Raw genomic sequence first — 25,829 nt, forward strand, 5'->3', positions numbered from 1 at the left:
AGTTTTATTTTAAGAGAGCATAATGTAAATTAATACCGTTAAGATTACCAAAACACTTCCGGCGAGATTCATGGCAGGCCAGGATTTCTCTTGGTTTTTGGCTAATTCTTCTTCATATACCAAATTTGATTTTGAACTAACATAATATTTTGAAACCATAAACATAATGATGAAATTCAGTACAAATTCGATTCCCCATAAATGTACAAAATGAATGTTGAGGTGTAATACAAACGAGGTTAAAATGTAGAATACAAAGCCAAAAAATAATCCGGCTTTTGCACCCGTGGCATTGATTTGTTTAAAAAATAATCCTGCGACTAATATGGATGAAATCGGGATAAAGAAGATTCCGTTTAATTCCTGTAAAAGAAAATAGAGTCCGGAAGGTGCATAAGCAACTAAAGGTGCTACCGAAATGGATAAGACCGCTAAAACCAGCGATGAAATTTTGCCGTAATACACCAGTTTTTTATCGGAAACATTTGGATTGAATGTTTTTTTATAAATATCCATGCAAAAAATTGTACTGGCCGAATTTAATACGCTGTTAAAAGTACTTAAAACTGCGCCTAAAATTACCGCTGCAAAAAAACCGTAGAGGTAAGTTGGTAAAACTTTTTTAACCAAAAGCGGATAGATTAAATCGGGTTTGTCATAATGTTGTTCCTGAAAATAATAGAAACCAATCAATCCCGGAAGCACAATTATCAAAGGCATTAATAATTTAAAAACGCCTGTATAAATTAATCCTTTTTGAGCTTCTACCAGATTTTTGGCGCCAAAAGCTCTTTGGATAATCGTTTGGTTCATTCCCCAAAAATAAATTTGGTTAATCATTAATCCGGTAAAAAGGGTAGAAAACGGCAATACAGAATCTTCGCTCCCTATAATGTCAAATTTTTTAGGAGCAAAATGATAAACAGTGTTTACACCGTCTAAAATATTTCCTTTTCCAATTTGGTACAGCGCAATTGCCGGAACCAAAAGTCCGCCCAGCATTAATCCGATTCCGTTGAGTGTGTCGGAGAAAGCTACTGCTTTCAATCCGCCAAAAATAGCATACAGAGAGCCAATAACTCCGATAACCAAAACAGTATAAACCAAAGATTCTTCTTTAGAAATGGAAAACATTGTGGAAAAGTCGAAAATACTTTCGATGTTGATGGCTCCGGAATACAATACAATAGGGAGTAAAGTGACCACAAAGGAACTCATTAATAAAAAAGCAACTATGGAACGAATTTGCGAGTCAAATCTTTTTTCCAGAAATTCCGGAATGGTGGTGAGTTTCATTTTTAAAAACCGCGGAATGATAAAAATTGCCGCGATAACCAGCGCTATTGCCGAGGTGACTTCCCAGGCAATAACGATGATTCCGTTTTTATACGAGCTGCCGTTCATCCCGATTAAATGTTCGGTCGAAATATTCGTAAGAATCATCGATCCGGCAATGATAGGAGCGGTTAAACTTTTTCCAGCCAAAAAATAGCCATTTGAAGTGTCAAGCTTATCTTTTCGGAGTTTAAAGCTGGTGTAAAAAATGACTAGGAGCGTGAATCCAAAAAAGCCTAAATAGGTATATAACATTTCAAAAGGATATTAAATTAGGAATCGTTTTAGAATTTTAATTTTGCCGGTAAATATTTGGCAACTAATTCTTCATAATAAGGTCTTAAAGCTTTTGAATCTGGTTTTACAGGTGCTTTGGTGTATAAATCATAAGGATTGAATTTTTTTACCCATTCAAACATTTCAATATCGTGTTGGGTCATTAAATGCGTGTAAGCATTCTCTCTGTGTTGTGAGTAAAAAGAATGGTAACGAATCATGTATAAAGCTGGTTCCGGAAGATAATCCTTCATGATTTGATACAAATATTCATCGTGACCCCAACTCATTTTCACTTTGTCTAGGCCGCAGTTTGGTGCATACACACCGTATTTGGTATTGTACTTTTCGTTAGTGCTGTCCGGATTAGCGGCAAAAAACTCCGGATATACAATTTTATCTGAAAATTGGCATCCAACAGGGAAAGTATCGCCAACAACAGCCCATTGTGGCTCGCCAAATAAACATAATACTTTTCCAATGTCATGTAAAAATCCTGTTAGCACAAACCAATCCGGATGACCGTCGGCGCGAATGGCTTCTGAAGTTTGTAATAAATGCTGAAACTGATCCAAATCGATATCCGGATCACTGTCGTCAACTAAAGTATTAAGGAAATCAACTGCTTCCCAAAGCGACATTTCTTTACGGTCAAATTTTAAAAACTCCTTTTCTTTCTCACATACAAAATCATAGGTTTGATACGTATGGTTGATTCTGTAAAATTCTCTAACGGTTTCTACTCTTTCAGAATCGACATAGTTACGGAATTCCTCTTTTTCTTTTGTCTCAACTGCCGGATCAGGATAGCGTTCGATTAGATTTTCTTCCCAATCGTCAATTTGATGCATTGGATTGTTGAATTTGTCGGAGGCATAGGTATTTTTCATATGGTTTATTTTTTTAGTGATAAATATTTTTTAGTGTGTTAATAGCTAGATTGTTAGCGATATTCAAAATTAAGCAGATGTACTTTTTTTAAAATGGATATATGCTTCAAAAACATGGATGAATTTTTCATATTGATAATTTTTTAGCTAATAAATTGTATTGTCTATATCAAAAAGTTGTTTTTTGATTTTTTGATGTTTGTCAGAGTAGTTTTTGAAGTGAAGATTTGAAACAGCTGAGTTTAGGTTGGTACTTATTATTATATAATAGGTATAAAGTTGCTTTAATGAGGCTTAGTTTTGTTTTTGCTGTTAAAAAAACTGCTAAAAAATTAACTTAAATAGTGTTAGAAGCTTTTTGCGTTGATGAATATGTAAAAATGTGCTTAAATAAGGTTTTTATTGGCGATAACTCAATAAAATAAGCTTTTAAAAGTGTAAAATGTATTTTTGGTGCACTTTTTTTAAGGTAAATTGATTGAATTTTATATGTTTTTGACTGATTTGTCCATTTCGAACAGGAATCGAACTGTTAATTTTACCATAAAATTATTAACTAATTCTAATTAAAATGAAAAAAACCAAATTCAAATTATTGGCGTTATTTTTTCTGATAGCGTTTTCAATTAATTCGTGGGCGCAAAAAACGCAAGTTTCTGGTAAGGTGGTAGATGACCAAAATATGCCATTGCCGGGTGCTAATGTTGTAGAAAGCGGAACGAAAAATGGAGTTATGACAGATTTTGATGGGAAATTCAGAATTGATGTTTCTAAGCCAAATGCTGTTATAGTAGTTTCCTTTGTAGGTTATGCCGATCAGAGTATAAAATTAAGTGGTTCTAAGTCTAACATGACAATTAAATTAGTTTCAGGTGCTAATAATTTGGAACAGGTTGTTGTTGTTGGATATGGAAAAAGTTCCCGTAAAAACTTAACCAGTGCTGTAACATCTGTAAAAGCAGAAGCTTTAAACCGTGGAGCTATTAGTGATGTTGGTCAGTTATTACAAGGAAAGGCATCAGGTTTAAACATCTCTGCTAGTGGTGATCCTAACCGTAAAGCTTCTGTAGTATTACGTGGAGCTTCTACATTAAATAGTTCACAAGGACCATTTTATGTAGTAGACGGAGTTCCCGGAGTTGATATTTCTTTGGTTTCACCAGATGATATTGCCACAATTGATGTACTTAAAGATGCTGCTGCTACAGCTATTTATGGTAACCGTGCTGCTAATGGAGTTATTATGGTAACTACTAAAAAAGGTAGTAAAGAGAAAGCACAAATTAGTTATAGTTCTTATGTTGGATTTGAGAAAGTTTCTAATCAATTGGATATGATGAATGCTTCGCAATTAAGAGCATTTGTTGATAAAAACAATCTTTCTTTTACTCCTGAGAATGATAAAGGAGCTAATACAAACTGGCAAAAAGCAATTTTGCGTTCAGGAGCTCTTTCTACAAGTCACAACTTATCTTTAAGTGGAGGTGGAGAACATGGAAATTATATGGCAAGTTTAACAACTCTTAATAGAGAAGGAGTTATCTTATCGAGTAATTTTAAGCGTGTAATTGCACATCTTGCAATTGAGCAATATGCTTTTGATGATAATGTGAAGTTTGGATTAAATATTTCTAATTCGAATACAAATTCAAATAATGTAGCACAGCGTAATACAGTTCTTTTGCAGGCTGTTAATCACTTACCGGTTTCGCCTGTTAAAAACCCTGATGGAACTTATTTTGAGAATTTTAATAGTACCGGATATTTTAACCCTGTTGCTTTAATCAATCATGGGGATGATGATACTAAAACAAGTAATTTGGTTGGAAGTTTTACTACTGAAATTAAATTGCCTTTTGGGTTAAAATACAATTTGAATTTAGCTTATCAAAAATCAACTACATTGCATGGAGAATTTTATGATAGTTATTACCAACAATATAATAGTGCCAACTTTTATAACAATCCTGATCCACCAGCAACGCATACTTTAATTAATTTTGGAGTTAATGGATCAGCATTAAGAAATACCTATACTGATACAAATAATATTGTTGAAAGTTTCCTTACCTGGGATAAAACATTTGGTAATCATAAAATTAATGCGGTGTTAGGTTATTCTTGGCAGGAAAACACTTTGGGAGACGGATTTCAGGCTACAACAACTAACTTTCCGGTAGATAATGTTAGTTATAACAATCTGGCTTTGAGTAATTATACATCAGTATCCGGATATAAAGTTGATTTTGGAAGTAGTACAATATATCAAAAAACACGTTTAATTTCTGATTTCTTCCGTTTGAATTACAACTACAATGATAAATATTTAATTCAGGGATCAATCAGAAGAGATGGTGGTTCAGTGTTTGGTGCTAATAACAGATGGGGATATTTCCCTTCAATTGGAGGTGCATGGAGAGTTGACAAAGAAGGTTTTATGGCTAACCAAAAAGTTTTTGATGATTTGAAATTACGAGCTAGTTACGGGGTAACAGGTAACTCTTCAGGGTTTAATGCTTATACTGCACAATTTATCTCTGGAAGTTTAGGAACTTATTACTATAATGGACAACAAGTAGGAGCGTATGGCCCTAACCAGGCTGCTAACCCTGATCTACAATGGGAAAAAACGTCAACTGCTAACTTAGGTCTTGATTTTACAGTATTAAAAGGAAAATTGTCTGGTTCTGTTGATGTATATGACAAGAAAACAACTGGAATGATTACCAGTTATAGTGTGAATCCGGTTCTTGTACCAATTGGATCTATTGTTGCAAACGGAGGAAGTATGTCTAACAAAGGAATTGAGGTAAGTTTAAATGCTACTCCTGTACAAACTAAAAACTTTACCTGGTCTACAGGAATGAATGCATCTCACAATAAAAATGAGATTACAAAATTAACTAATCCGTTTTTCATTGGAGGTGATTCTATTCGTCGTGTTCAACCAGACGGAGGAGGTCAAACTGGAAGTACTTTACAGATTTTCAAAGAAGGAAAACCACTTGGACAATTTTTTACTTTACAATATGCAGGAAAAGATGCTAATGGAATATCTCAGTATGTTGCAAAAGACGGAAGTTTAACAACTACACCTGCCATTGGGACAGATTATCATTATGCCGGAAGTGCACAACCTAAATTATTATTAGGATGGTCTAATGATTTTAAATACAAAAATTTTGATTTGAATATTTTCATTCGTGGAGTATTTGGTAACAAAATTTTCAATGCTACCCGTGCCGATTTATTCAGACCAGCGACTGCTATGACAACCAATATTTTAGTAGATGCTGCGAATGAATCTCCAAATGATTTGAATTCTTTTAAATACTCAACAAGATTTATTGAAGACGGAAGTTACATACGTTTAGACAATGCTACTTTAGGATATAATTTCCCGCAAATTCATAAATATATTAAGAGCTTACGTATTTATAGCACTGTAAATAACTTATTCGTAATTACTAAATATACAGGAATTGATCCAGAGGTAGAGCAAGGTGGTACTGCTCCAGGTGTAGATTCAAATAACTTTTATCCAAAAACAAGAACAGTTTTATTTGGTTTAAAAGCAAGTTTCTAAGAATTAATTGTAATTAAAAAATACTATGAAAAAGATATTTAAATATTTTAGTTTACCAATATTAAGTATTGGTTTATTATGGTCCTGTGATAATCTGGATGTACCAATTACCACTCAATTAACACCGGATGTATTCCCTCAAAATTCTACTCAATACGTTCAAACTGCTGGGCCAGTTTATGCAGCCTTTAGAGGTGAATATTCATTTGCCTGGTGGTGGACACAATCTTTATCAACAGATGAAGCTATTATGCCTGCCAGAGGAGGAAACTGGTTTGATGGTAGAAATTATATTGCCATGCATTTTCATGATTGGACTGCTGATAATGGTATTGTAGGGAGTCTTTGGGATTGGACATCTAAAGTGATAGGAATAAGCAATCAGACTATCTCAATTTTAGATGCAGCTATGCCGGAAGGTACTGAGAAAAATACCATGATGGCTGAGATAAAAACCATGCGTGCTATTGCTTATTTTATGATGATGGACAGTTATGGAGATGTGCCAATCTATACAGATTATGGTGACTTTACTTCTCGTCCAAAATCGACCAGAAAGGAAGTCTTTGAATTTATTGAAAAAGAATTGAAAGATGCTATTCCTAATCTAAGTGCTGCTTCAGGTGTTACAACTTATGGTAGACCAAATAAGCAAACAGCCAATGCATTATTAGCTAAAATGTATTTGAATGCTGAAGTATACACAGGAACACAACGTTATAATGACTGTATTGCAGCCTGTGATGAGGTTATAAAATCAGGACTCTATGCAATCGAAGGAAGAAGCACTTATCTTCAAATGTTTTACCCAAATAATGGACCGCAAATGAAAGAATTCATTTTTGCAGTTCCTTATGATCCTACGGCTTCTACAGTTGGTTTCAATGGTAATATGTATCATGCCCGTTATGATGTGCCTCGTTCTTTACGTGCTAAATTTGGACTTTCATTTACACCTTCAGCACCCAGAAGTACTTTGCCTGAATTCTATGCTAATTTTGAAAATGATGCTAATGATATCCGTAACAAGCAATGGTTAACAGGTAAACAATATTTAGCAGATGGTGTTACTCCTGTAATGGTCACTACAACTAAAAAAGGGTACGATGAATACTATACAGGTTCAGATGGAGGTGCTACTTATACTTATCAGGTAGAATTGTCAAAAGCAATTACGTATAGAGGGATACCTGCAAATCTTATAGGGTCTTTTGATGTTGGTAATGACGAAATTGCCTGGAACATGGGATACCGAAACATTAAGTTCTATCCGGATGCGGGATCAACTAATAGAAATCAAAACAATGATGTGCCATTTTTAAGATATTCAGATATTCTTTTAATGAAAGCTGAAGCAATACTAAGAGGTGGTTCGGCTACTCTAGGAGATACTCCACTTTTATTAGTGAATACAGTTAGAAGTAACCGTACTACATCAACTCCTTGGGGAAGTGTTACTTTACAAACTCTTTATGAAGAAAGATGTCGTGAATTTGCTCACGAAGCATGGCACAGAAATGACATGATCCGTTTTGGAAAATTTGAAGGGTCTTGGGGATTCAAAACAGATGCTGATATAAAACACAGACTTTTCCCAATTCCTACAGGAGCTTTAACGTTAAATCCTGCTCTTGTTCAAAATCCGAATTATCCTAATGGAAAATAGGATTAGTTTATAGATTGTTTATTGTTAAGTTGGTTGGTGATTTATTTGCCTTTGAAAGGAGAAGAAGCTACAGTCTTCTTCTCTTTTCTTCTTAAAAAAAATCTTTCTTTTTTGATTTAATTCCTATTACACACTTTCTGATTTAGATTACTTTTTTAGACTTATTCCGGGGCTGTTTCAATAGTTGCATTTTTTGTGTTTGTAATAAAAAATCCAACTGTTTAAAAAAGCGTAAAAAGAAACTTCTATCCGTTTAATCTATTCCGGTTGGGTACAGGATTTTTTATTTCATTCGAAATTTTTTTATACAAATCAAAACCACAAAATAGAATCTTAAAGTCGCAATTCATTTTGACAAATAGAGACTTGGTGTTTTAAAATCACTATTTGGCATCATACAAAATATAAAAATATGGATTTATTCCGTTTATTCATTTACAGATTACTAATCGTTTCGTTTGTAGTATTTAATTTTTCCTGTTCCATAAAACCTAAAAAAAGCGATTATGCCGTTTTGGTTAATCCTTTAATTGGGACGGCGCCATCAACAACGGTGAGCGCTTTACAACATGGCGAAGATGAAAAAGAGAATAATGCTCAGGTGGTGCCTTATGTAACCGTCCCTTTTGGGATGACCAATTGGACGCCGCAAACTAAGGCAACCGAAACCAAATGTATTGCACCTTATTATTATACCGATACCAAAATTTCCGGTTTTAGAGGGAGTCATTGGCTCAGTGGTTCCTGTGTTCAGGATTACGGAAGTATGACCATTATGCCAATTTCGGGAAAACTAAAATGTCAGGCAGACGATCGGGCTTCTCATTTTTCTCACGATACCGAAAAAGCAAGTCCGTATAATTACCATGTTACTTTAGCCGATTATGCGATTGATGTGAATATGACGGCAACCAAACGTTGCGGTTTGTTTCAGTTTACTTTTGAAAATTCTGGTGAGGCACATATTATTGTGAATCCAAATAGTGATGAAGGAGAAGGTTTTGTTCAAATTAATGCTGATAAAAACGAAATTACCGGTTACAATCCGGTGCATAAAATTTATCAGGGTTGGGGGGAGAAAGCCGGTTTTAGCGGCTATTTTGTGGTGCAATTAAGCAAAAAATCCAGCAAATATGGTGTTTATCAAAATGAAAAAATACTTGCAGGAAATACTCAAATTTCTAATCAGGAAAATATTGGGGCTTACATTTCTTTTATGGTCGAAAAAGGAGAAACTATCGAAGCAAAAATTGGAACTTCTTTCACCAGTATCGAACAAGCCCGTAAAAATCTGCAAGCGGAAACTAAAGGCGTAGACTTTGCTCAGGCAAAAGATAATTTGAAGGAAACTTGGGAAAATTTGCTTTCCAAAGTAAAAGTAGAGGGAACTAATGAGGATGAAAAAGTAAAGTTTTACACGGCCATGTATCACAGTTATTTACAGCCCAGAACTTTTAACGATGTCGATGGAACTTATGTGAGTTTCAACGGTGGAACACAATTGATGAACAGTGGCAATCAGGATTATTTTACCGATTTTTCGATGTGGGATATTTACCGTTCTTCACTTCCGTTGTTCAATTTGCTGACTCCGGAAACCAATGGACAAATGATGAAAAGTTTGTTTGCAATGGCGGAACAGGGCGGATGGATGCCTATTTTTCCCTGCTGGAACAGTTATACTTCGGCGATGATTGGAGACCATGCTATTGCGGCTATTGCCGATGCGTATTTGAAAAATAACATTGAAATTTCAGATAAAGAATACCAATATTTATTGCAAAATGCTTTTCATTCTCCGGAGAATCATACCGATTATGTGAATGGAAAAGGGCGTCGTGCCATAGAATCTTATTTAAAATATGGCTATGTTCCTTTGGAAGATGAAGTTTTAGAATCTTTTCATAAGGGAGAACAGGTTTCAAGAACATTAGAATATGCTTTTGATGATTTTGCGCTTTCGCAAATTGCCGCCAAACGAGGCGATACTTTGCATGCAAATTTGTTGAAAAAAAGAGCATTGAATTATAAAAATGTTTTCAGTGGAACAGATTCCTGCGTGAGAGGTCGTTTTGCGAATGGGACTTTTACGAAAGATTTTGACAAGTTTGTCCGAAAACCGTACATCACCGAAGGGACTCCGTACCAATATACCTGGTATGTTCCTCAGGATATCAAAGGATTAATGAATTTAATGGGAGGGGAGAATGGGTTTAATGCCAACCTGGATCGTTTCCATGCCGCGGGACAATATTGGCATGGAAATGAACCGGGACACCAAATTCCGTTTTTGTATAATTATTCAGGTCAGCCTTGGAAAACACAGGAATTGGTCACGAAAATTATGGAAACGGAATACAGCAATGCGGTAGGCGGATTAAGCGGTAATGATGATGCCGGACAAATGTCGGCTTGGTATGTTTTTGCAGCTTTAGGTTTTTATCCGGTGGCGCCTTCCGTACCACAATATGTGATTTCGGGACCACATTTTGACAAAATTACCCTGAGTTTAGGAAATGGTAAAAAACTAATTATTAATGCTAAAGGAGCTTCTTCAGGGAAAAATTATATTCAAAAAATCACTTTTAACGGGGTGGAATATAACAAAACCTTTTTGGATCATTTTGCTCTTATGGAAGGTGGCGTTTTAGATTTTGAAATGAGCAATAAGCCCAATAAATCATGGGGGATAACTCCGGAAAGCAAACCGTTTTCATTGTCAAATCAGTAAAAGAAATAAGTATGAATACCTTTAGTCGTAGCGAATTTTTGAAACTAGGAAGTCTGTCATTGCTTGGTGCTTTGGTTAGCGACTCCGTTTTTGCAAATGATGGATTTTTTAGTGCTGCGGCAGTAAAGATTGATACCGATTTGATGAAAAAACTGCTTTTGAACAATGATACCAAAGTAAAAGTATTACTTCAAAAAGGACTATTGGATAGCGGTGTACGTTTAAGTAATTTTCGCTCTTTGGCTGGAGCTATTGCGACGATGTCGGCCGCTGTTTCTCATCCGGAATCGCAGTTTTATAAATCAGCAGAAGTAGCTGACTATTTGAACCAGTCGGCTGCTATTTTGTTAAAAGGTCAATATCCGGACGGCACCGTTGATGCCGGAGGAAATAGACAGTCGCCACCCGATACGGCTTTTGTGTTGGAATCTGTTTGTGCAGCGGCCACTGTTTTAAAAGAAAACAAACAAAAGAATTTAATTGATATAAAAAGCAAACTGAAAACGTTTATTCAAAATGCCGGAGAAGCCATGATTACCGGTGGCGTACATACTCCTAATCATCGTTGGGTAGTTAGTGCAGCTTTAGCAAATATCAATGCGTTGTATCCGGATGTTCGATATATTAACCGAATCAATCAATGGCTGGCGGAAGGGATTTATCTTAATCAGGACGGACATTATTCGGAACGAAGCGGGGTGTATTCGGCAGTAATTGATAAGGCTTTTATCACTATGGCAAGATTACTGAATAAACCGGAATTGTTGGATATCGTGCAAAAGAATTTAATGACTTATTACTATTACACCGAGCCTAATGGCGATTTGGTTACGGTAGATTCCAAAAGACAGGATCAGTTTATGAATATTACGGTGTCTAAATTTTACTTGCAATACCGTTATATGGCTATTCATACTCAAAATCCAAAATTTGCTTATATGGTCAATCTTATTGAAAATATTCCTGATTTTGAGCAGGATGCTTTGGTAGAATTTATGACCAATCCGGAATTGCAACAGGCTATTTTGCTTAAGCCTAAGATTAAAAATGATTTTGAAGAATTTTTTGCGGTTTCTAATTTAGCCCGAATCCGATGTGGAAATACATCGATAACGCTTTTTGGCGGAAACGACAAACCTGTTCTGATTGTATCAGGAAGATCATCAAACCCAAATTTCCTGATGTACCGAAAAGGAGATGCCATTTTGAAATACATGCGAATGTCATCTTCCTTTTTCAGAATGGGTTATTTCAGCAGTGATGGCATTGAAAAAGTGGGAAATAAATACATTTTGAGAGAAACCAAACAGGGCGATTATTATCAACCTTTGGCACCGGAATTTCAAAAAGCAGATGGTGATTATCAATTATCAGAATCGAAAGACGGACGATTTTGGAACAAAATGGATTTTGAACATAGAGTTGCAAGTAATGTAAAAACACAAAGTACAGTAATTGAGGTAGAAGAAAATAACGGCAGTTTGAATTTGGATTTTAAAGTAGATGGTCCGCCAAATGTAGAAATTACAATCGAAATGTGTTTTAAAGAAGGAATTCAAATAGAAGGCGCAACATTGGGAGAAAAAGGAAATTATTTCCTGAAATCAGGTTTTGCCAAAGCAAATACGGGAACCGAAACAATTGGCATAGGTCCCGGTTTAGTCGAACATCAAAACGTGAATAATTTAGATAGCGAAGAATATACCTATCATCAGGGAACTTTACGTACCGACGGCGTTCATGTGTATATTACCGGATTTACACCATTTCATCATAAAATGACCATAGGTTAATTATAAAATAAAACTTCGGGCATTGCAGAAAGTTTACTTAATTTTACGAAAATTAAGTTTAATCTATAAATAATTGAAATTATGAAATTATCATTTATGGCTGCTTTGCTGTTTGGAGGCATTTGTATCGGACAGAATAATACAGACAATAGTTTGTATATGAAAGCTGATAAAATAAGTTACCTGACAGATATTGGTTCTGAATCAGGGGATTTATACAGTACAATTGGTCATCATGGGCCAGCTGTAGAGAATGAATGGATGGCATTGCGAATTTATTTTAGTGATAAAGTAGCTATTGATGTTTATAATAAGGCCAAAAAAGGTTTGGAGTTGAAAGCCGCACATTGGTATCCAACTCCGGAACAACAAAAAGAAGGTTGGGGAGCCGATTATTATAAAGTAGGATCCACCGTAGGTTTAGGAGGAGTACGTCTTTGGGATGGTGAAAAAGTAGTTCCGTTGAATCCGGTAACGAATCGTTTGGCTCATGTAGGGAAAACGGAAAGCAGTTCTTATATGGAAATGATTTCCAGAGGAGTGCCTTACAAAGGGAAAAAAGTTGATATCAAAGTACGTGTTACGGTATTTTCCGGAAAAAGAGAAGCTAAAGTGGAAGCTTTTAGTTTGAATGGCGAAAAAGTACAGTTTGTAACCGGAGTGAATTATTTCAAAGGTTGCGGAACCAAGAAAGGAGCCAATTATATTGCCGTTTGGGGAAAACATCCGGAAGACGTAGCTGCTGAGATTGTAGAAGTGGGTGGTGCTATTAAATACAATCCGAAAGATTATGTAAAAAGTACCGATGACGGAACCCAATACTTATTGATTTCTAAACCAACGAAACATTTGGAAACGGAAGTGGTTTCGGCTTGCGCCAGAGAAAAGGAGATTAATAATTTGGATAAGTTAGAAGCTTACATGAAATAAGATCTACATAGTAGTGCTTATTTTTTGTGAGATTTTGAAATTTTGAATTACAAAAAATAGTGCACAGTTGATACATGAAAATCAATCGGTGTCAACTGTGCGCTTTTTTTTTGTCTTTTTTTAAAATGAAAATATTTTATAAATAATTGATTTTTAGTATTTTAAGTGAAAATAAAATGATAAAAGTAAAGTCGAAACTGTTTTATGTTAACATATTAGTAAGCTTTTTTCTGTTTGCTTGGAATAGTCCTGCACAAAATAAAGCCAAAGCTCTAAAAGAGTTTTTAATTACTAATTATGGAGCCAAAGCAGATGGGAAAACACTCAATACAGTCGCTATTCAAAAAGCAATTGATGCCGCTTTTAAAAGCAAAGGAGGAGTTGTGGTTTTTCCGAAAGGACAATTTTTATCCGGTAGTATTCAAATGAAAACAAATGTGAGTTTATATTTAGATGAAGGAGCCGTTTTGTTAGGAAGTACGAATCCGAAGGATTATTTCAAAATGGATTTTCCCGGCCGTCCTGATTCTCCCAAAAAAGATGATAATTCGCAAATGGCTTTGATTTTAGCGCATAAAGCAACCAATATAAAACTGTACGGAAAAGGAAAAATCGATGGTCAGGGATTACAATTGGCACTTAATATTGATAGTTTGCATCATGCCGGAATTGCGGTTGATCCTAATTACAGCACTCGCAGAAACCGTCCCAATGAAACCATGCGACCGAAGTTGTTTCGTTTTTCCCAATGTGAGAATGTAACAGTGGAAGGTTTAGAAGTAGGCGCTGCATCCTGTTGGGGTTTGTCTTTTGAGTTGTGTTCGAATTTAATCATAGATAATTTAAAGGTGGTCAATCGTTCGTATTGGAATAATGACGGAATTGACATTACCGATTGTAAAAAAGTAAAAGTTACCAATTGTGATTTGAACACTGCCGATGATGGTATTTGCTTAAAATCTTATTATCCCGGATATGCTAATGATGGCATTTATATTGCCAATTGCACGATAAAATCTAGTGCCAGTGCTATAAAATTCGGAACTGCTTCTTATGGCGGATTTAAAAATGTGGTGATTAAAGATATTCAGGTTTATGATACGTTTCGCTCGGTAATCGCTATCGAATCGGTGGATGGAGCGGTGATAGAAAATATTGATGTTTCTAATATTAATGCGGTCAATACCGGAAATGCGATTTTTATTCGATTAGGGCATCGCGATGGTCAAAAAACGGGAATCATTAAAAATGTGAGTATCAAAAATGTGAAGGTTCAAGTACCATTTGGACGTCCAGATTTGAATTATGATATAAGAGGTCCTGAAGTTGATTTTTTTCATAATCCTTTTCCATCGTCGATTGTTGGGATTCCGGGTTATCTAATAGAGAATGTCAATTTGGAAAATATTACTATTTCCTATCCAGGCAGAGCGACAAAAGGAATGGCTTATGTACCGTTAAATCGATTAGATTCCGTTCCGGAAAAAATACAGGATTATCCTGAATTCTCAATGTTTGGGGAGCTGCCAGCCTGGGCATTTTATGTGCGTCACGCTAACGGAATTAGTTTTAAGAATGTTAAAGTTACTTTGGAGGACGCTGATTTCCGACCTGCATTTGTTTTTGATGATGTTCAGCATTTGAGTATGGGGAAAATGGATTTGCCGGAAGCTAAAAACGAACAAGTTGTTTTGAAAAATGTAGCTGAATCCAAAATAGATTTAAAAGAGACGAATATAAAAACGATACCTTAAAAATTGCCTCAAGAATCATCAAAATTGCACCCTTTAGGGAAGGGGAATTAATTTTGATGATTCTGAGAATTAAAATAGAAATTATGAATAAACTCCGAAATTCCACTTTTATTTGTTTAGTACTGCTGTTACAGTGTTGGTGTGTAAATGCACAAAATCATCGTTTTGTTGATCCTATGATTGGCTCGGAAGGTCTTGGGAATGTTTTTGTAGGGCCGTCATGTCCTTATGGAATGATTAAACCGGGGCCCGATAATGATTTAAACGCCAATAGTGGTTTTACTACCGATATGACGAAACCAATTTATGGTTTTAGTCAGGTGCATGTGAGTGGAACTGGTGGTGGAGCTAAATATGGAAATGTGTCAATAATGCCTATATCAGGTGATTTTGAAACCATCAAACAGGAATCACTTCGTGAAAACGAAAAAGTAGCTTTAGGTTATTACAGTGCTTTATTGAAAAAATGGAAAATTCAAACGGAAATTACCACTTCTGACAGAGCTGCTTTTTACAAATTTGTTTTCGATTCGAATGCAAAAAATGCTGTCAAAATTGATTTAGGTAGGTATCTGGATGAGTCCATTATTCCGGATGGGAGAGAAGCACAGCAATTCGTGGGGTCGCAGGTAGAAGTAATTTCAGATACTGAGGTTAGAGGTTATACTAAAGTTCGCGGTGGCTGGAATAACGGAAGTACCTATACGGTTTATTTTTCGGCAGTATTTAATCAGCCGTTTACCAATTTTTCGACTTGGAAAGGAGAAACTTTTTTCCCGAATCAAAAAAATCAGGTGGATAACGGAAAGAAAACGGGAGCGATGTTGCTTTTCGAAAGCTTAGCCAATAAAACGCTGAACATGAAAATTGGAATTTCTTTCATCAGTGCCTTGAAAGCCAGAGAAAATATCGATAACGAAATTCCGCATTGGGATTTCAAAAAAGAATTAGCCGAAACCCAACAAAAATGGGAGAATTTATTGCAAAGAGTAGAAGTTGAAAAAGAAGCTTCGACAGAAAAGAAAACCATGTTTTATACCGGATTGTATCATACTATGTTGATGCCGGTGGACCGTACAGGAGAAAATCCGCTTTGGGAAAATGATTCTCCTTACTATGATGATTTTTATGCTATATGGGATACTTATCGTTCTTCAAGTCCGCTTATTACGCTTTTAGATCCTAAACGTGAAATTGATATTGTGAATGCGATGTTGCAAATCTACAAACGTGATGGTTATTTACCGGAAGCCAGAAGCGGTAATTCGAACGGAAGAACTCAGGGTGGTTCGAATGCTGAGGTGGTTATTGCCGATGCTTTTGTAAAAGGATTGGAAGGTATCAATTACAAGTTAGGATTGGATGCCATGCTTAAGGATGCGCTATTTCCTCCTGGTGGCAATGAAGAAAAAGAAGGTCGTGGCGGATTAGTTGATTACAACCGTTTAGGCTATGTTTCTACCGATTATGTACGTTCCGGAAACAGAACTTTAGAATATTCGTATAATGATTATTGTCTGGCAATTGTTGCCAAAGGAACTAAACGCAAAGGCGAATACTGGCGTTTTATCAAACAATCAGACAATTGGCAAAACCTTTGGCGAGATATTGAAGACAACGGTTCCAGAGGATTTATCATGCCGAAGGATTCTAATAAAAAATGGGTAGACAGTATTCAGTGTGCGGCTACTAATGGTAAAATTTCTTATGTGCCTTACACGCCTTTAGCGCAGGATTGGCCTAATTGTGTTTGCTGGTGGTGTGGTGTTTTCTACGAAGCCAGTTCTTGGGAATATTCGCTTTCCGTTCCTCATGATGTAGCGATGCTGATTAAAAAAACAGGCGGAAATGAAGCTTTCAAAAAGAGATTGAACACACTTTTTGATAAAGAATTTTATAATGTTGCGAATGAGCCTTCGTTTTTGAGTCCGAATTTATATCATTGGATTGGTCGCCCTGATTTGAGCAACGATCGCATTCACCAAATTATTGATAAAAATTACAACAGTTCCAGAAACGGAATTCCCGGAAATGACGATTCAGGAGCGATGTCTTCGTGGTTGGCTTTCCACATGATGGGCTTGTATCCTAATGCGGGGCAATCGTATTATTTGATTAATTCGCCTTATTTCAAGCAAACGGTGATTCATCAGGAAAACGGAAAAGATTTCACTATCAAAGCCAAGAATCTTTCTGAGAAAAATAAATACATTAAATCAGTAACATTAAATGGAAAGCCATTCGAAAATGCTTTTATTGAGCATAGTGATATTGTAAAAGGTGGTGTGTTGGAATTTGAAATGGCGGCAACGCCTTCTAAAATCTGGGGAACAAAACAGGTTCCGCCTTCTAAATCAGACGAAGTAATTGAAGAATAATTTTATAGAAGATTAATATAATAGAGATGAAGAATTTGAAACTGGGTATTTTTATTTTGTTGACGAGTACGTTTTTGATTTCGTGTAAACTTCCTGTCAAAAAGGAAAATTTACAAGCAAAATCAAAAATTACAAACCCAATATTACCGGGATATTTTGCAGATCCTTGTATTGTAAAAGAAGGAGATACTTTTTTTATTTATGCCACAATTGATCCTTGGGGAGGAGATGAACTGGCGGTATTTTCAACTAAGGATTTTATACAATTTGAACGTCATCATTTAAACTGGCCAACGAAAAAAGCCTGTACGAGTCCTAATTCTAAAGATTCCATGGTGTGGGCACCATCGGTAAGAAAAGCTGCTAATGGGAAATATTATATGTATGTTTCTGTGGGCAGCGAGGTTTGGGTTGGGGTCAGCAATACTCCGTTAGGGCCATGGAAAAATGCCAAAGAAGACCAATCGCCACTGATTTCATCAAAAGATTATCCTTTGGTACACAATATAGATGCCGATTGCTTTATTGATGATGATGGTCAGGCTTATTTATACTGGGGTTCCGGATTTAATTGGGTAAATGGTACTTGTATGGCAGCCAAACTGAATTCGGATATGATTTTATTTGATGAAAAACCTAAAGCAGTTACTCCTAAGGATTATTTTGAAGCGCCTTATATGATTAAGCATTTTGGGAAATACTATTTGATGTTTTCGTCAGGAAAAGCTATTGATGCTACTTACAAAGTAGGATATGCTGTTGGAAATTCTCCTTTAGGACCATTTGAAACAGCCAAAAACAGTCCTATTCTGGAAACTACTGCTGATAGTATTACTTATGGTCCGGGACATCATTCGGTTTTTAAGGAAAAAGGTCAGGATTATATTTTATACCACCGAATTCTTCCCCAAAAAGAAAAATATGTATTGCGTCAAATTTGTATTGACAGTTTGAATTTTGATGCTAATCACAACATCCTAAAAATAAAACCAACTGGCGTTTCCAGTTTCTGATTTTGTATAATATAAGCTTAATAAAAAGATGAAAACCAACCTTAAATTAGTCATATTGTTTATTGTTTTTATTTTTGAAACTGGTGTTAGTCAATCGACAAAACCGGAGACAGAAATAGCTAATGCTTCCAGTCAACTTATTGCTCGTATTTTACCCAATCATGCGTCGCAATTTAGTATAGAAATCGATTCTTCAGCCAAAGAGGATTGGTTTGAAATCGTTTCTAAAGGAGATAAAATTGTGTTGAGAGGAAACAACGGTGTTTCGGTTGCATCTGCATTATATTATTATCTCAATAATGTTACACATTGCCAAATAACATGGAATGGAACCAATTTGAATTTGCCTAAGAAATTGCCGGCAGTTCCTAAATTGATTCATAAAAAAACACCTTACGAATACCGCTATTATTTGAACTATTGCACCTTTAATTACAGTATGAGTTGGTGGGATTGGAAACGTTGGGAAAAAGAAATCGACTGGATGGCTTTGCACGGAATCAATATGCCATTGGCGATTACCGGAGAAGAATACATTTGGGACGAAGTGTATAAATCCTATGGTTTTACAGATGAAGATTTGAATACTTTTTTTAGCGGACCGGCTTATTTCTCCTGGTTTTGGATGGGAAATTTAGATGGTTGGGGAGGACCTTTGTCTAAAAACTGGAAAGAAACGCATCGTGATTTGCAAATTAAAATTCTAAAAAGAGAACGCGAATTAGGAATGAGAACAGTTTTGCCGGCTTTTACAGGACACGTTCCGGCATCGTTTAAAAAGTTTTTTCCTAATGCTAAATTAAAGCAAACTAACTGGGGGAATGATTTTGAGGATACTTATATTTTAGATTCGAATGATCCTTTGTTTGCTGAAATCGGAAAGAAATTCTTAGAAATGCAATCAAAGATTTATGGAACCGATCATCTGTATTCTGCAGATACTTTTAACGAAAATACTCCGCCATCAAATGATCCGACTTATTTATTTGATTTGAGTAAAAAGATATTTGAAGGGATGAAATCTGCCGATGAAAAAGCAATTTGGGTCATGCAGGGCTGGCTTTTTTACAGTCATAGGGAGTTTTGGGAAGCACCGCAAATCAAAGGTTTGCTGGATGCTGTTCCTGATGATAGGATGATTATTTTAGATTTAGCTGCCGAGATTGAACCGGTTTGGAAACGCACCGAAGCTTTTTATGGCAAACAATGGATTTGGAATATGTTACACAATTTTGGTGGAAATATTTCGATGTTTGGTCGAATAGAAACCGTAGCCAATGAGCCTGCTAAAGCTTTAAAAGATCCAAAATCAGGAAAACTAAAAGGAATCGGACTAACAATGGAAGCTATCGAGCAAAATCCGGTTTTGTATGAGTTAATGACTGATAATACCTGGAGAGATACGCCAATTGAATTGAATTCCTGGTTGGCTAATTATACTTTAAATCGTTATGGAAAATCAAACACTGATATTGCAAAAGCCTGGGATATTTTGGTAAAAACAGTTTATAACGGACAGGTAATTCGTGATGGAGCGGAATCGATTATCGTTTCAAGACCTACATTCGAAGGTTTCCGTCGCTGGGCAAGAACCAAACAAAATTATGCTTCAAAAGATTTATTGCCGGCTTGGGATCTTTTTGTAAAAGCGGCTCCGGCTTATCAAAAATCAGATGGTTTTCAATATGATTTAGTAGATGTGACGCGTCAGGTTTTAGCTAATTATGCTTTGCCTTTGCAACAGCAAATTGCCAAAGATTATCAAAACAATGACAAAGCAGCATTTGAAAAAAACGCAAAAGAGTTTATTGAATTGATTGATGATATGGATCAATTGTTGGCTACGCGTTATGATTTTCTTTTAGGTCCATGGATTGCCGATGCTAGACGTTGGGGAATTGATGAGAAAGAAAAAGCGTTGTATGAGCAAAATGCCCGTGATTTAATTACACTTTGGGGTGGGGCCGATAACAGATTGCATGAATACAGTAACCGTCAATGGAGCGGACTGTTTACTGATTTTTACAAACCAAGATGGCAACAGTTTTTTACAGATGTAAAAGCCAATTGGGGAACTTTCAATCAGGAAAAATTTGATGAAAAAATTAAAGAATGGGAATGGAAATGGGTAAATGAGAGAAAAGATTTTCCGGTAAAAGCGAAGGGAAATCCAGCTGTGATTGCTAAAGCTTTGCACAAAAAATACCGCTCTCGCATTATACCTGTAACCGAAAAAATGGCGCCAATTAAATACGATTATTAACTATGGGAGCAATTTCTAACCAAAATTCCAATCGTTTCCTCTCGCTAGATGTGTTTAGAGGATTAACGATTTGTTTAATGATTGTGGTCAATACACCGGGAACAGGAGCCCATCTCTATCCTTATTTGGTTCATGCCGAATGGTTTGGATTTACTCTGGCCGATTTGGTATTTCCATCCTTTCTTTTTGCAATGGGGAATGCAATGAGTTTTTCGATGGGAAAAATGAAAGAAATGGCCGCTGATGTATTTTGGAAAAAAGTGATTAAGCGTACGCTTATTATGTTTCTTCTAGGATACTTAATGTACTGGTTTCCCTTTGTTCGTCAAGGGATTGATGGTATTTGGGAATTAAAGCCTTTTGCCGAAACTCGTGTCATGGGCGTTTTGCAACGTATTGCATTGTGCTATTTGTTTGCAGCAGTTATCTTTTATTATTTGACTGAAAAAGCAGCAATCGTTTTGTCTGTAATTTTTTTGTTGGGCTATTGGGCTATATTATATCTCTTTGGGCAACCGGGGGGAGAATTGGATATGGCCACTAATGCGGTAACCCGTTTGGATTTATCTATTTTAGGAAACGGACATATTTACAAAAGGGATGCTATACCTTTTGACCCGGAAGGAATTTTGAGCACCGTGCCATCAATTGTAAATGTAATTGCTGGTTTTATTGCCGGAGCATTTATTCAAAGAATTGGAAAAACATTTGAAGGAATAGCTAAATTATTACTGGTAGGTTTTCTTTTAATGGCTTTGGCACGTTGGTGGGATTTGGTTTTTCCAATTTGTAAAAAGCTTTGGACTGGTTCTTTCGTGTTGTATACTGTTGGAATCGATTTATCAATTATGGCAGTTTTAATTTATTTGATTGAATTAAAACAAAAGCAGTTTGGAGTTGAATTTTGTACCATTTTTGGCAAAAATCCTATGTTCATTTATTTGTTCTCAGAACTTTTCTTTACGTTATTGAGAATAATACCTGTAAATTCTGAACAAGATGTTTTCGAATGGTTTAGCGAAAGTATAATTCAAACTGTCTTTCCGGGAAGTTTAGGGTCTTTTGTTACGGCTATTTTGTTTATGCTGCTTTGTTGGAGTATTGGTTGGTGGTTGAACAAAAGGAGAATTTATATTCGTATTTGATTCAAAATATGGCATCAAAAAATAAAATAGGGGTTTTGTTTTTCGTGACTTTCTTTTCATTGGTTTCTTTTAATGAAAAGAAACAGGATGGGGTGAAAATGAATCAAATTCAGGTGATTGGCAGTCATAATTCATATAAAATTGCTATTGAAAAACCGCTCTGGGATTATTTGTATCAAAAAGATTCTGCCGGAGCAAAGTCACTACAATACTCGCATATTCCTCTGGAAGCGCAGTTGGATTTAGGCCTTCGAAATTTGGAGATGGATGTGTTGTACGATCCTAAAGGTGGTTATTATTCCAATCCTAAAGGTTTGACAATCGTAAAAACTCTGGGTAAAAAACCATTAGAATTTGATCCTGAAAAAAAGTTAGCGCAACCCGGATTAAAGATGTTTCATATTCCGGATATCGATTTTAGAAGTCATTATCTACTTTTCAAAGAAGGATTGCAAGCCCTGAAAAAATGGTCAGATGAACATCAAAATCATTTTCCTATTTTTATATTAATCAATGCCAAAGACGGAAATAGTCAAAATTTGAAAGCGCCTTTACCATTCACAAAAGAAGCTTTAGAAAGTATCGATAGTGAAATTCGTTCCGTTTTTGACGCTTCGCAATTAATTACTCCCGATTTGGTAAGAGGTGATTTTGCAACTTTGGAGGAAGCCATACTAAAAAAGGGTTGGCCAGATTTAGAAAGTGTTCGAGGAAAGATTTTATTTGTGTTGGATGAAAATGAAATCAAGAATAATCGTTATATGGACGGTCATCCAAGTTTGAAAAACTGCGTTTTATTTATAAATGCTAAAGAAGGAACTCCGGAAGCGGCTTTTAGAATTGTAAACAATCCGGTGAAAGATTTTAATTATATCAAAGAGTTGGTCGCCAAAGGCTACATGGTTCGCACCCGTGCCGATGACGGAACAACCGAAGCCAGAGCGAATGATTATACTAAGTTTGAAAAAGCAAAAGCATCGGGAGCACAAGTAATTTCAACGGATTATTATATTCCGTCCACGCTTTTTAAATCGTCTTACAAGGTGAGTTTTGATAATAATCGTTTCGAAAGAATTAAAAAATAAAATCATGTTCAAAAATAAGTTTAATATCATTTTTCTAGTTTTTATTGCTCTTTTTGCCAATGTTGTAAATGGGCAAAACAATGATTTTGCTATTGTTTCAGCCAATCAAAAAGCCGCTATTTTAGTAGAAGAAAAAGAGCCAAAAGTAGTTCACATTGCAGCTAAAATTTTGGCTGATGATGTTTTTTCAATTACAAATAAGAGGTTGATAGTTTCGAAAAATAATTCTGAAATAACAATTATGGCCGGAACTATTGGGCAAAGCAAATGGATTGATAATTTGGTTTCGAAACAAAAAATTACTGTTGCTGATGTAAAAGGGAAATGGGAAACTTATAAAATTCAAGTTGTTGAAAATCCAACAGCAGCCATCAAAAAAGCATTGGTAATTGTAGGTTCTGACAGAAGAGCGACGGCTTACGGATTGCTGGAAATTTCCAGAATGATGGGGGTTTCTCCATGGGAATGGTGGGCTGATGTTACACCGGATAAAAAAGACAATCTGGTTTTAAATATTCAAACTAAAGTTTATGGATCGCCATCGGTGAAATACAGAGGAATTTTTCTAAACGATGAAGACTGGGGATTACAACCTTGGGCAGCCAAAACATTCGAACCGGAAACGGGGGATATCGGACCTAAAACTTATGCCAAAGTTTTTGAATTGTTGTTGCGTTTGAGAGCCAATACTATTTGGCCAGCGATGCACAAAAGCACCAAAGCCTTTTATTCTTTTCCAAAAAATAAAGAAGTTGCTGATGATTATGCCATTGTGGTAGGAACTTCGCATGCTGAGCCGATGTTGAGCAACATTAATGCGGAGTGGAACCACAATACGATGGGGGAATACCGTTATGATACGAATTCAGGGGTGATTAAAAATTTCTTTAAAAAGAGAACTAAAGAAACAGCAGCTTTTGAAAATATTTACACCATCGGAATGCGTGGCGAACACGATTCGCCAATGATTGTGGGTGAAGACGATTCGGATGCACAGGTAAAATTATTGGAACAGGTGATTACCGACCAAAGGACTATTTTGAAAAAAGAAATTGGTAAAGAACCGAACAAAATTCCGCAAGCATTTATTCCGTATAAAGAAGTGTTGGATTATTACCAAAAAGGCTTGAAACTACCAGATGATGCCCAACTGGTATGGACGGATGATAATTATGGGTACATTCGTCAGTTGAGTAATCTGAAAGAACAAACGCGTGCCGGAGGAGCGGGAATTTATTATCATACTTCATATTGGGGACGTCCGCATGATTATTTGTGGTTGAATTCAACTAATCCGGTTTTGATGTGGGAAGAAATGGCAAAAGCATACGAATTCCAATCACGTGATTTATGGATTTTGAACTGTGGCGATATCAAACCGCATGAATACAATATCGAATTATTTCTGGATATGGCTTGGGATATGAACCCTTTTGCTAAAAGTCAAAGTGTAAAAACACATATGCAAAACTGGGCTTCGAGAGAATTTGGAACGCAAAATGCTAATTCGATAACCGACTTGTTTTTTGATTATTATCATTTGGCTTTTCAGCGTCGTCCTGAGTTTATGGCTTGGAATCAGGTAGAACCGGAAACCAAATCAAAACCAACTGCGTTGACGCAAATTCATTACGGAGATGAGGTTTCCAAAAGAATTGAGGCTTACCAAAAATTAATGGATAGAGCTGAAAAATTAAAAACTGCTATTCCGGCGAATCGTCAAAATGCGTTTTATGAATTAGTTGAATATCCGGTTATTGGCGCAGCAAGTTTAAATCATAAATGGTTGTATTCGTATAAAAATAAATTTGTTGCCGAACAGGGAAGGGGAAGCGCAGCATTTTTTGCAAAAAAATCAGCAGAAGCTTTTGAAAGAATTCAGAAAGAAACGCGCTATTTTAATAACGAATTGGCCGGCGGAAAGTGGAAAAATATCATGAGTATGTCGCCACGCTTTTTGCCCGTTTTTGATCAGGCTACGTCAACAAATGCTGTTGCAGGGAAAAAGCCGGAAATGAAACTGGCTTTGGAAAGTTATGAAATGGAAGTCAACCACAAAACGGAGAATTCCTATGCTGATGTGCTGCCGGTTTTTAATGCTTATGTGAAGAATCAGTATTATATTGATGTTTTTATGAAAGGTGAGGGAACCGTAAATTGGCAGGCAAAACCGAAGGCGGATTGGATAAAAATTTCCCAACAACAAGGAACTTTAGATAATAAAGAACGTAGTCAACAACGTATTTGGGTAAGTATCGATTGGGCAAAAGTACCAAAAGGAGTAAATAAAAAAGAAGCTCCTTTAGGACACGATTACCAATTGATTCCGCCAAGTTATAAGGTGAATTCGGCAATAGAATTTGTTAGTAAAGATACTTTGATTACGATTGGTGTGAGTGTATTTAATCCTAAATTTTCTGAATTAGAAAATTACAAAGGATTTGTGGAAGACAAAGGATATGTTTCTATAAATGCGGTGAATTATTCAAATAAAAAAGAGGGAAAAGGTGCCAAATGGGAAAGTTTTGAAGGCATGGGTTATGCCGGAAAAGTGAGTGTGGCTTTGCCTCGAACAGCTGATTCTGAAGTAGATTTAAAAACGATAAAAGTTAATAGTCCCGTAATGGAATATGATTTTTATACTTTTAATTTTGGTGATGCCAAAATAAATGTACAAATCGTTCCTACCCATGCTTTTTACGAAGGCAAAGGGGTGCGATGTGCGGTAGCCATTGATGATGCTGAGCCGGTTATTTTGGATTTTCAGACTTTTGGACGTAGTGATGAATGGATGCAAAATGTGTTGAAAAATGCTGCTGTAAAATCGGCGAAACAAATTGTTAATAAGGCTGGGAAACACACTTTGAAAGTTTGGATGGTCGATCCGGGAGTAATGATTGATCAAGTTTTAATTGATTTAGGCGGATGGAAAGATTCTTATGCTTTTCCACCGGAAACGAAGATGTAAATTTTAAAAGTAAATT

Annotated in this window: 14 protein-coding genes; 12 read left to right on the forward strand and 2 right to left on the reverse strand. The window is 36.0% G+C overall.

Annotated elements, in window-relative coordinates; all coding sequences use genetic code 11:
* Window positions 1-9: 9 nt before the first annotated feature.
* Both B6A10_RS02850 and B6A10_RS02855 read right to left on the reverse strand, forming a co-directional pair.
* The gene (locus tag B6A10_RS02850; RefSeq protein WP_055093822.1) at window positions 10-1,590 is read right to left on the reverse strand and encodes a solute:sodium symporter family transporter; all 1,581 of its coding nucleotides are present in this window, start codon (window positions 1,588-1,590) and stop codon (window positions 10-12) included.
* Window positions 1,591-1,619: 29 nt separating this feature from the next.
* Window positions 1,620-2,501, reverse strand: a complete 882-nt coding sequence (locus B6A10_RS02855; protein ID WP_055093823.1) for an inositol oxygenase family protein — start codon at window positions 2,499-2,501, stop codon at window positions 1,620-1,622.
* Window positions 2,502-3,072: 571 nt separating this feature from the next.
* Here B6A10_RS02855 and B6A10_RS02860 point away from each other — a divergent pair.
* From B6A10_RS02860 to B6A10_RS02915, 12 genes are all read left to right on the forward strand, one after another.
* Window positions 3,073-6,087, forward strand: coding sequence for a SusC/RagA family TonB-linked outer membrane protein (locus tag B6A10_RS02860; RefSeq protein ID WP_055093825.1), 3,015 nt, complete (start codon window positions 3,073-3,075; stop codon window positions 6,085-6,087).
* 25 nt (window positions 6,088-6,112) lie between these two features.
* Window positions 6,113-7,753 carry a RagB/SusD family nutrient uptake outer membrane protein gene (locus B6A10_RS02865; RefSeq protein ID WP_188219635.1) on the forward strand — a complete coding sequence of 547 codons (1,641 nt, stop codon included), beginning with the start codon at window positions 6,113-6,115 and terminating at the stop codon, window positions 7,751-7,753.
* A gap of 412 nt (window positions 7,754-8,165) precedes the next feature.
* Window positions 8,166-10,484 (forward strand): GH92 family glycosyl hydrolase, encoded by a 2,319-nt coding sequence (locus tag B6A10_RS02870; RefSeq protein WP_188219636.1) that lies wholly within the window; start codon window positions 8,166-8,168, stop codon window positions 10,482-10,484.
* A gap of 11 nt (window positions 10,485-10,495) precedes the next feature.
* On the forward strand, window positions 10,496-12,277 hold the full coding sequence (locus tag B6A10_RS02875; RefSeq protein ID WP_188219637.1) for a hypothetical protein: 1,782 nt from the start codon (window positions 10,496-10,498) through the stop codon (window positions 12,275-12,277).
* Between the two features lie 81 nt (window positions 12,278-12,358).
* The gene (locus B6A10_RS02880; RefSeq protein WP_188219638.1) at window positions 12,359-13,207 is read left to right on the forward strand and encodes a DUF4861 family protein; all 849 of its coding nucleotides are present in this window, start codon (window positions 12,359-12,361) and stop codon (window positions 13,205-13,207) included.
* Between the two features lie 176 nt (window positions 13,208-13,383).
* The gene (locus tag B6A10_RS02885) at window positions 13,384-14,961 is read left to right on the forward strand and encodes a glycoside hydrolase family 28 protein (RefSeq protein WP_188219639.1); all 1,578 of its coding nucleotides are present in this window, start codon (window positions 13,384-13,386) and stop codon (window positions 14,959-14,961) included.
* Between the two features lie 83 nt (window positions 14,962-15,044).
* Window positions 15,045-17,339 carry a GH92 family glycosyl hydrolase gene (locus tag B6A10_RS02890; protein ID WP_188219640.1) on the forward strand — a complete coding sequence of 765 codons (2,295 nt, stop codon included), beginning with the start codon at window positions 15,045-15,047 and terminating at the stop codon, window positions 17,337-17,339.
* 26 nt (window positions 17,340-17,365) lie between these two features.
* Window positions 17,366-18,352, forward strand: a complete 987-nt coding sequence (locus B6A10_RS02895; RefSeq protein ID WP_188219641.1) for a family 43 glycosylhydrolase — start codon at window positions 17,366-17,368, stop codon at window positions 18,350-18,352.
* Between the two features lie 28 nt (window positions 18,353-18,380).
* Entirely contained in the window at window positions 18,381-20,615 is a 2,235-nt protein-coding gene (locus tag B6A10_RS02900; RefSeq protein WP_188219642.1) for an alpha-N-acetylglucosaminidase, read from the forward strand.
* Window positions 20,616-20,617: 2 nt separating this feature from the next.
* Window positions 20,618-21,760, forward strand: a complete 1,143-nt coding sequence (locus B6A10_RS02905; RefSeq protein ID WP_188219643.1) for an acyltransferase family protein — start codon at window positions 20,618-20,620, stop codon at window positions 21,758-21,760.
* 8 nt (window positions 21,761-21,768) lie between these two features.
* Entirely contained in the window at window positions 21,769-22,845 is a 1,077-nt protein-coding gene (locus B6A10_RS02910) for a phosphatidylinositol-specific phospholipase C1-like protein (RefSeq protein ID WP_202986191.1), read from the forward strand.
* A gap of 4 nt (window positions 22,846-22,849) precedes the next feature.
* A complete protein-coding gene (locus B6A10_RS02915; protein ID WP_188219644.1) occupies window positions 22,850-25,813 on the forward strand; it encodes a glycosyl hydrolase 115 family protein in 2,964 nt (987 codons plus the stop codon).
* Window positions 25,814-25,829 lie beyond the last annotated feature (16 nt).

The organism is Flavobacterium pokkalii (genome assembly GCF_014596575.1).
GTDB classification, from domain to species: Bacteria; Bacteroidota; Bacteroidia; order Flavobacteriales; family Flavobacteriaceae; genus Flavobacterium; species Flavobacterium pokkalii.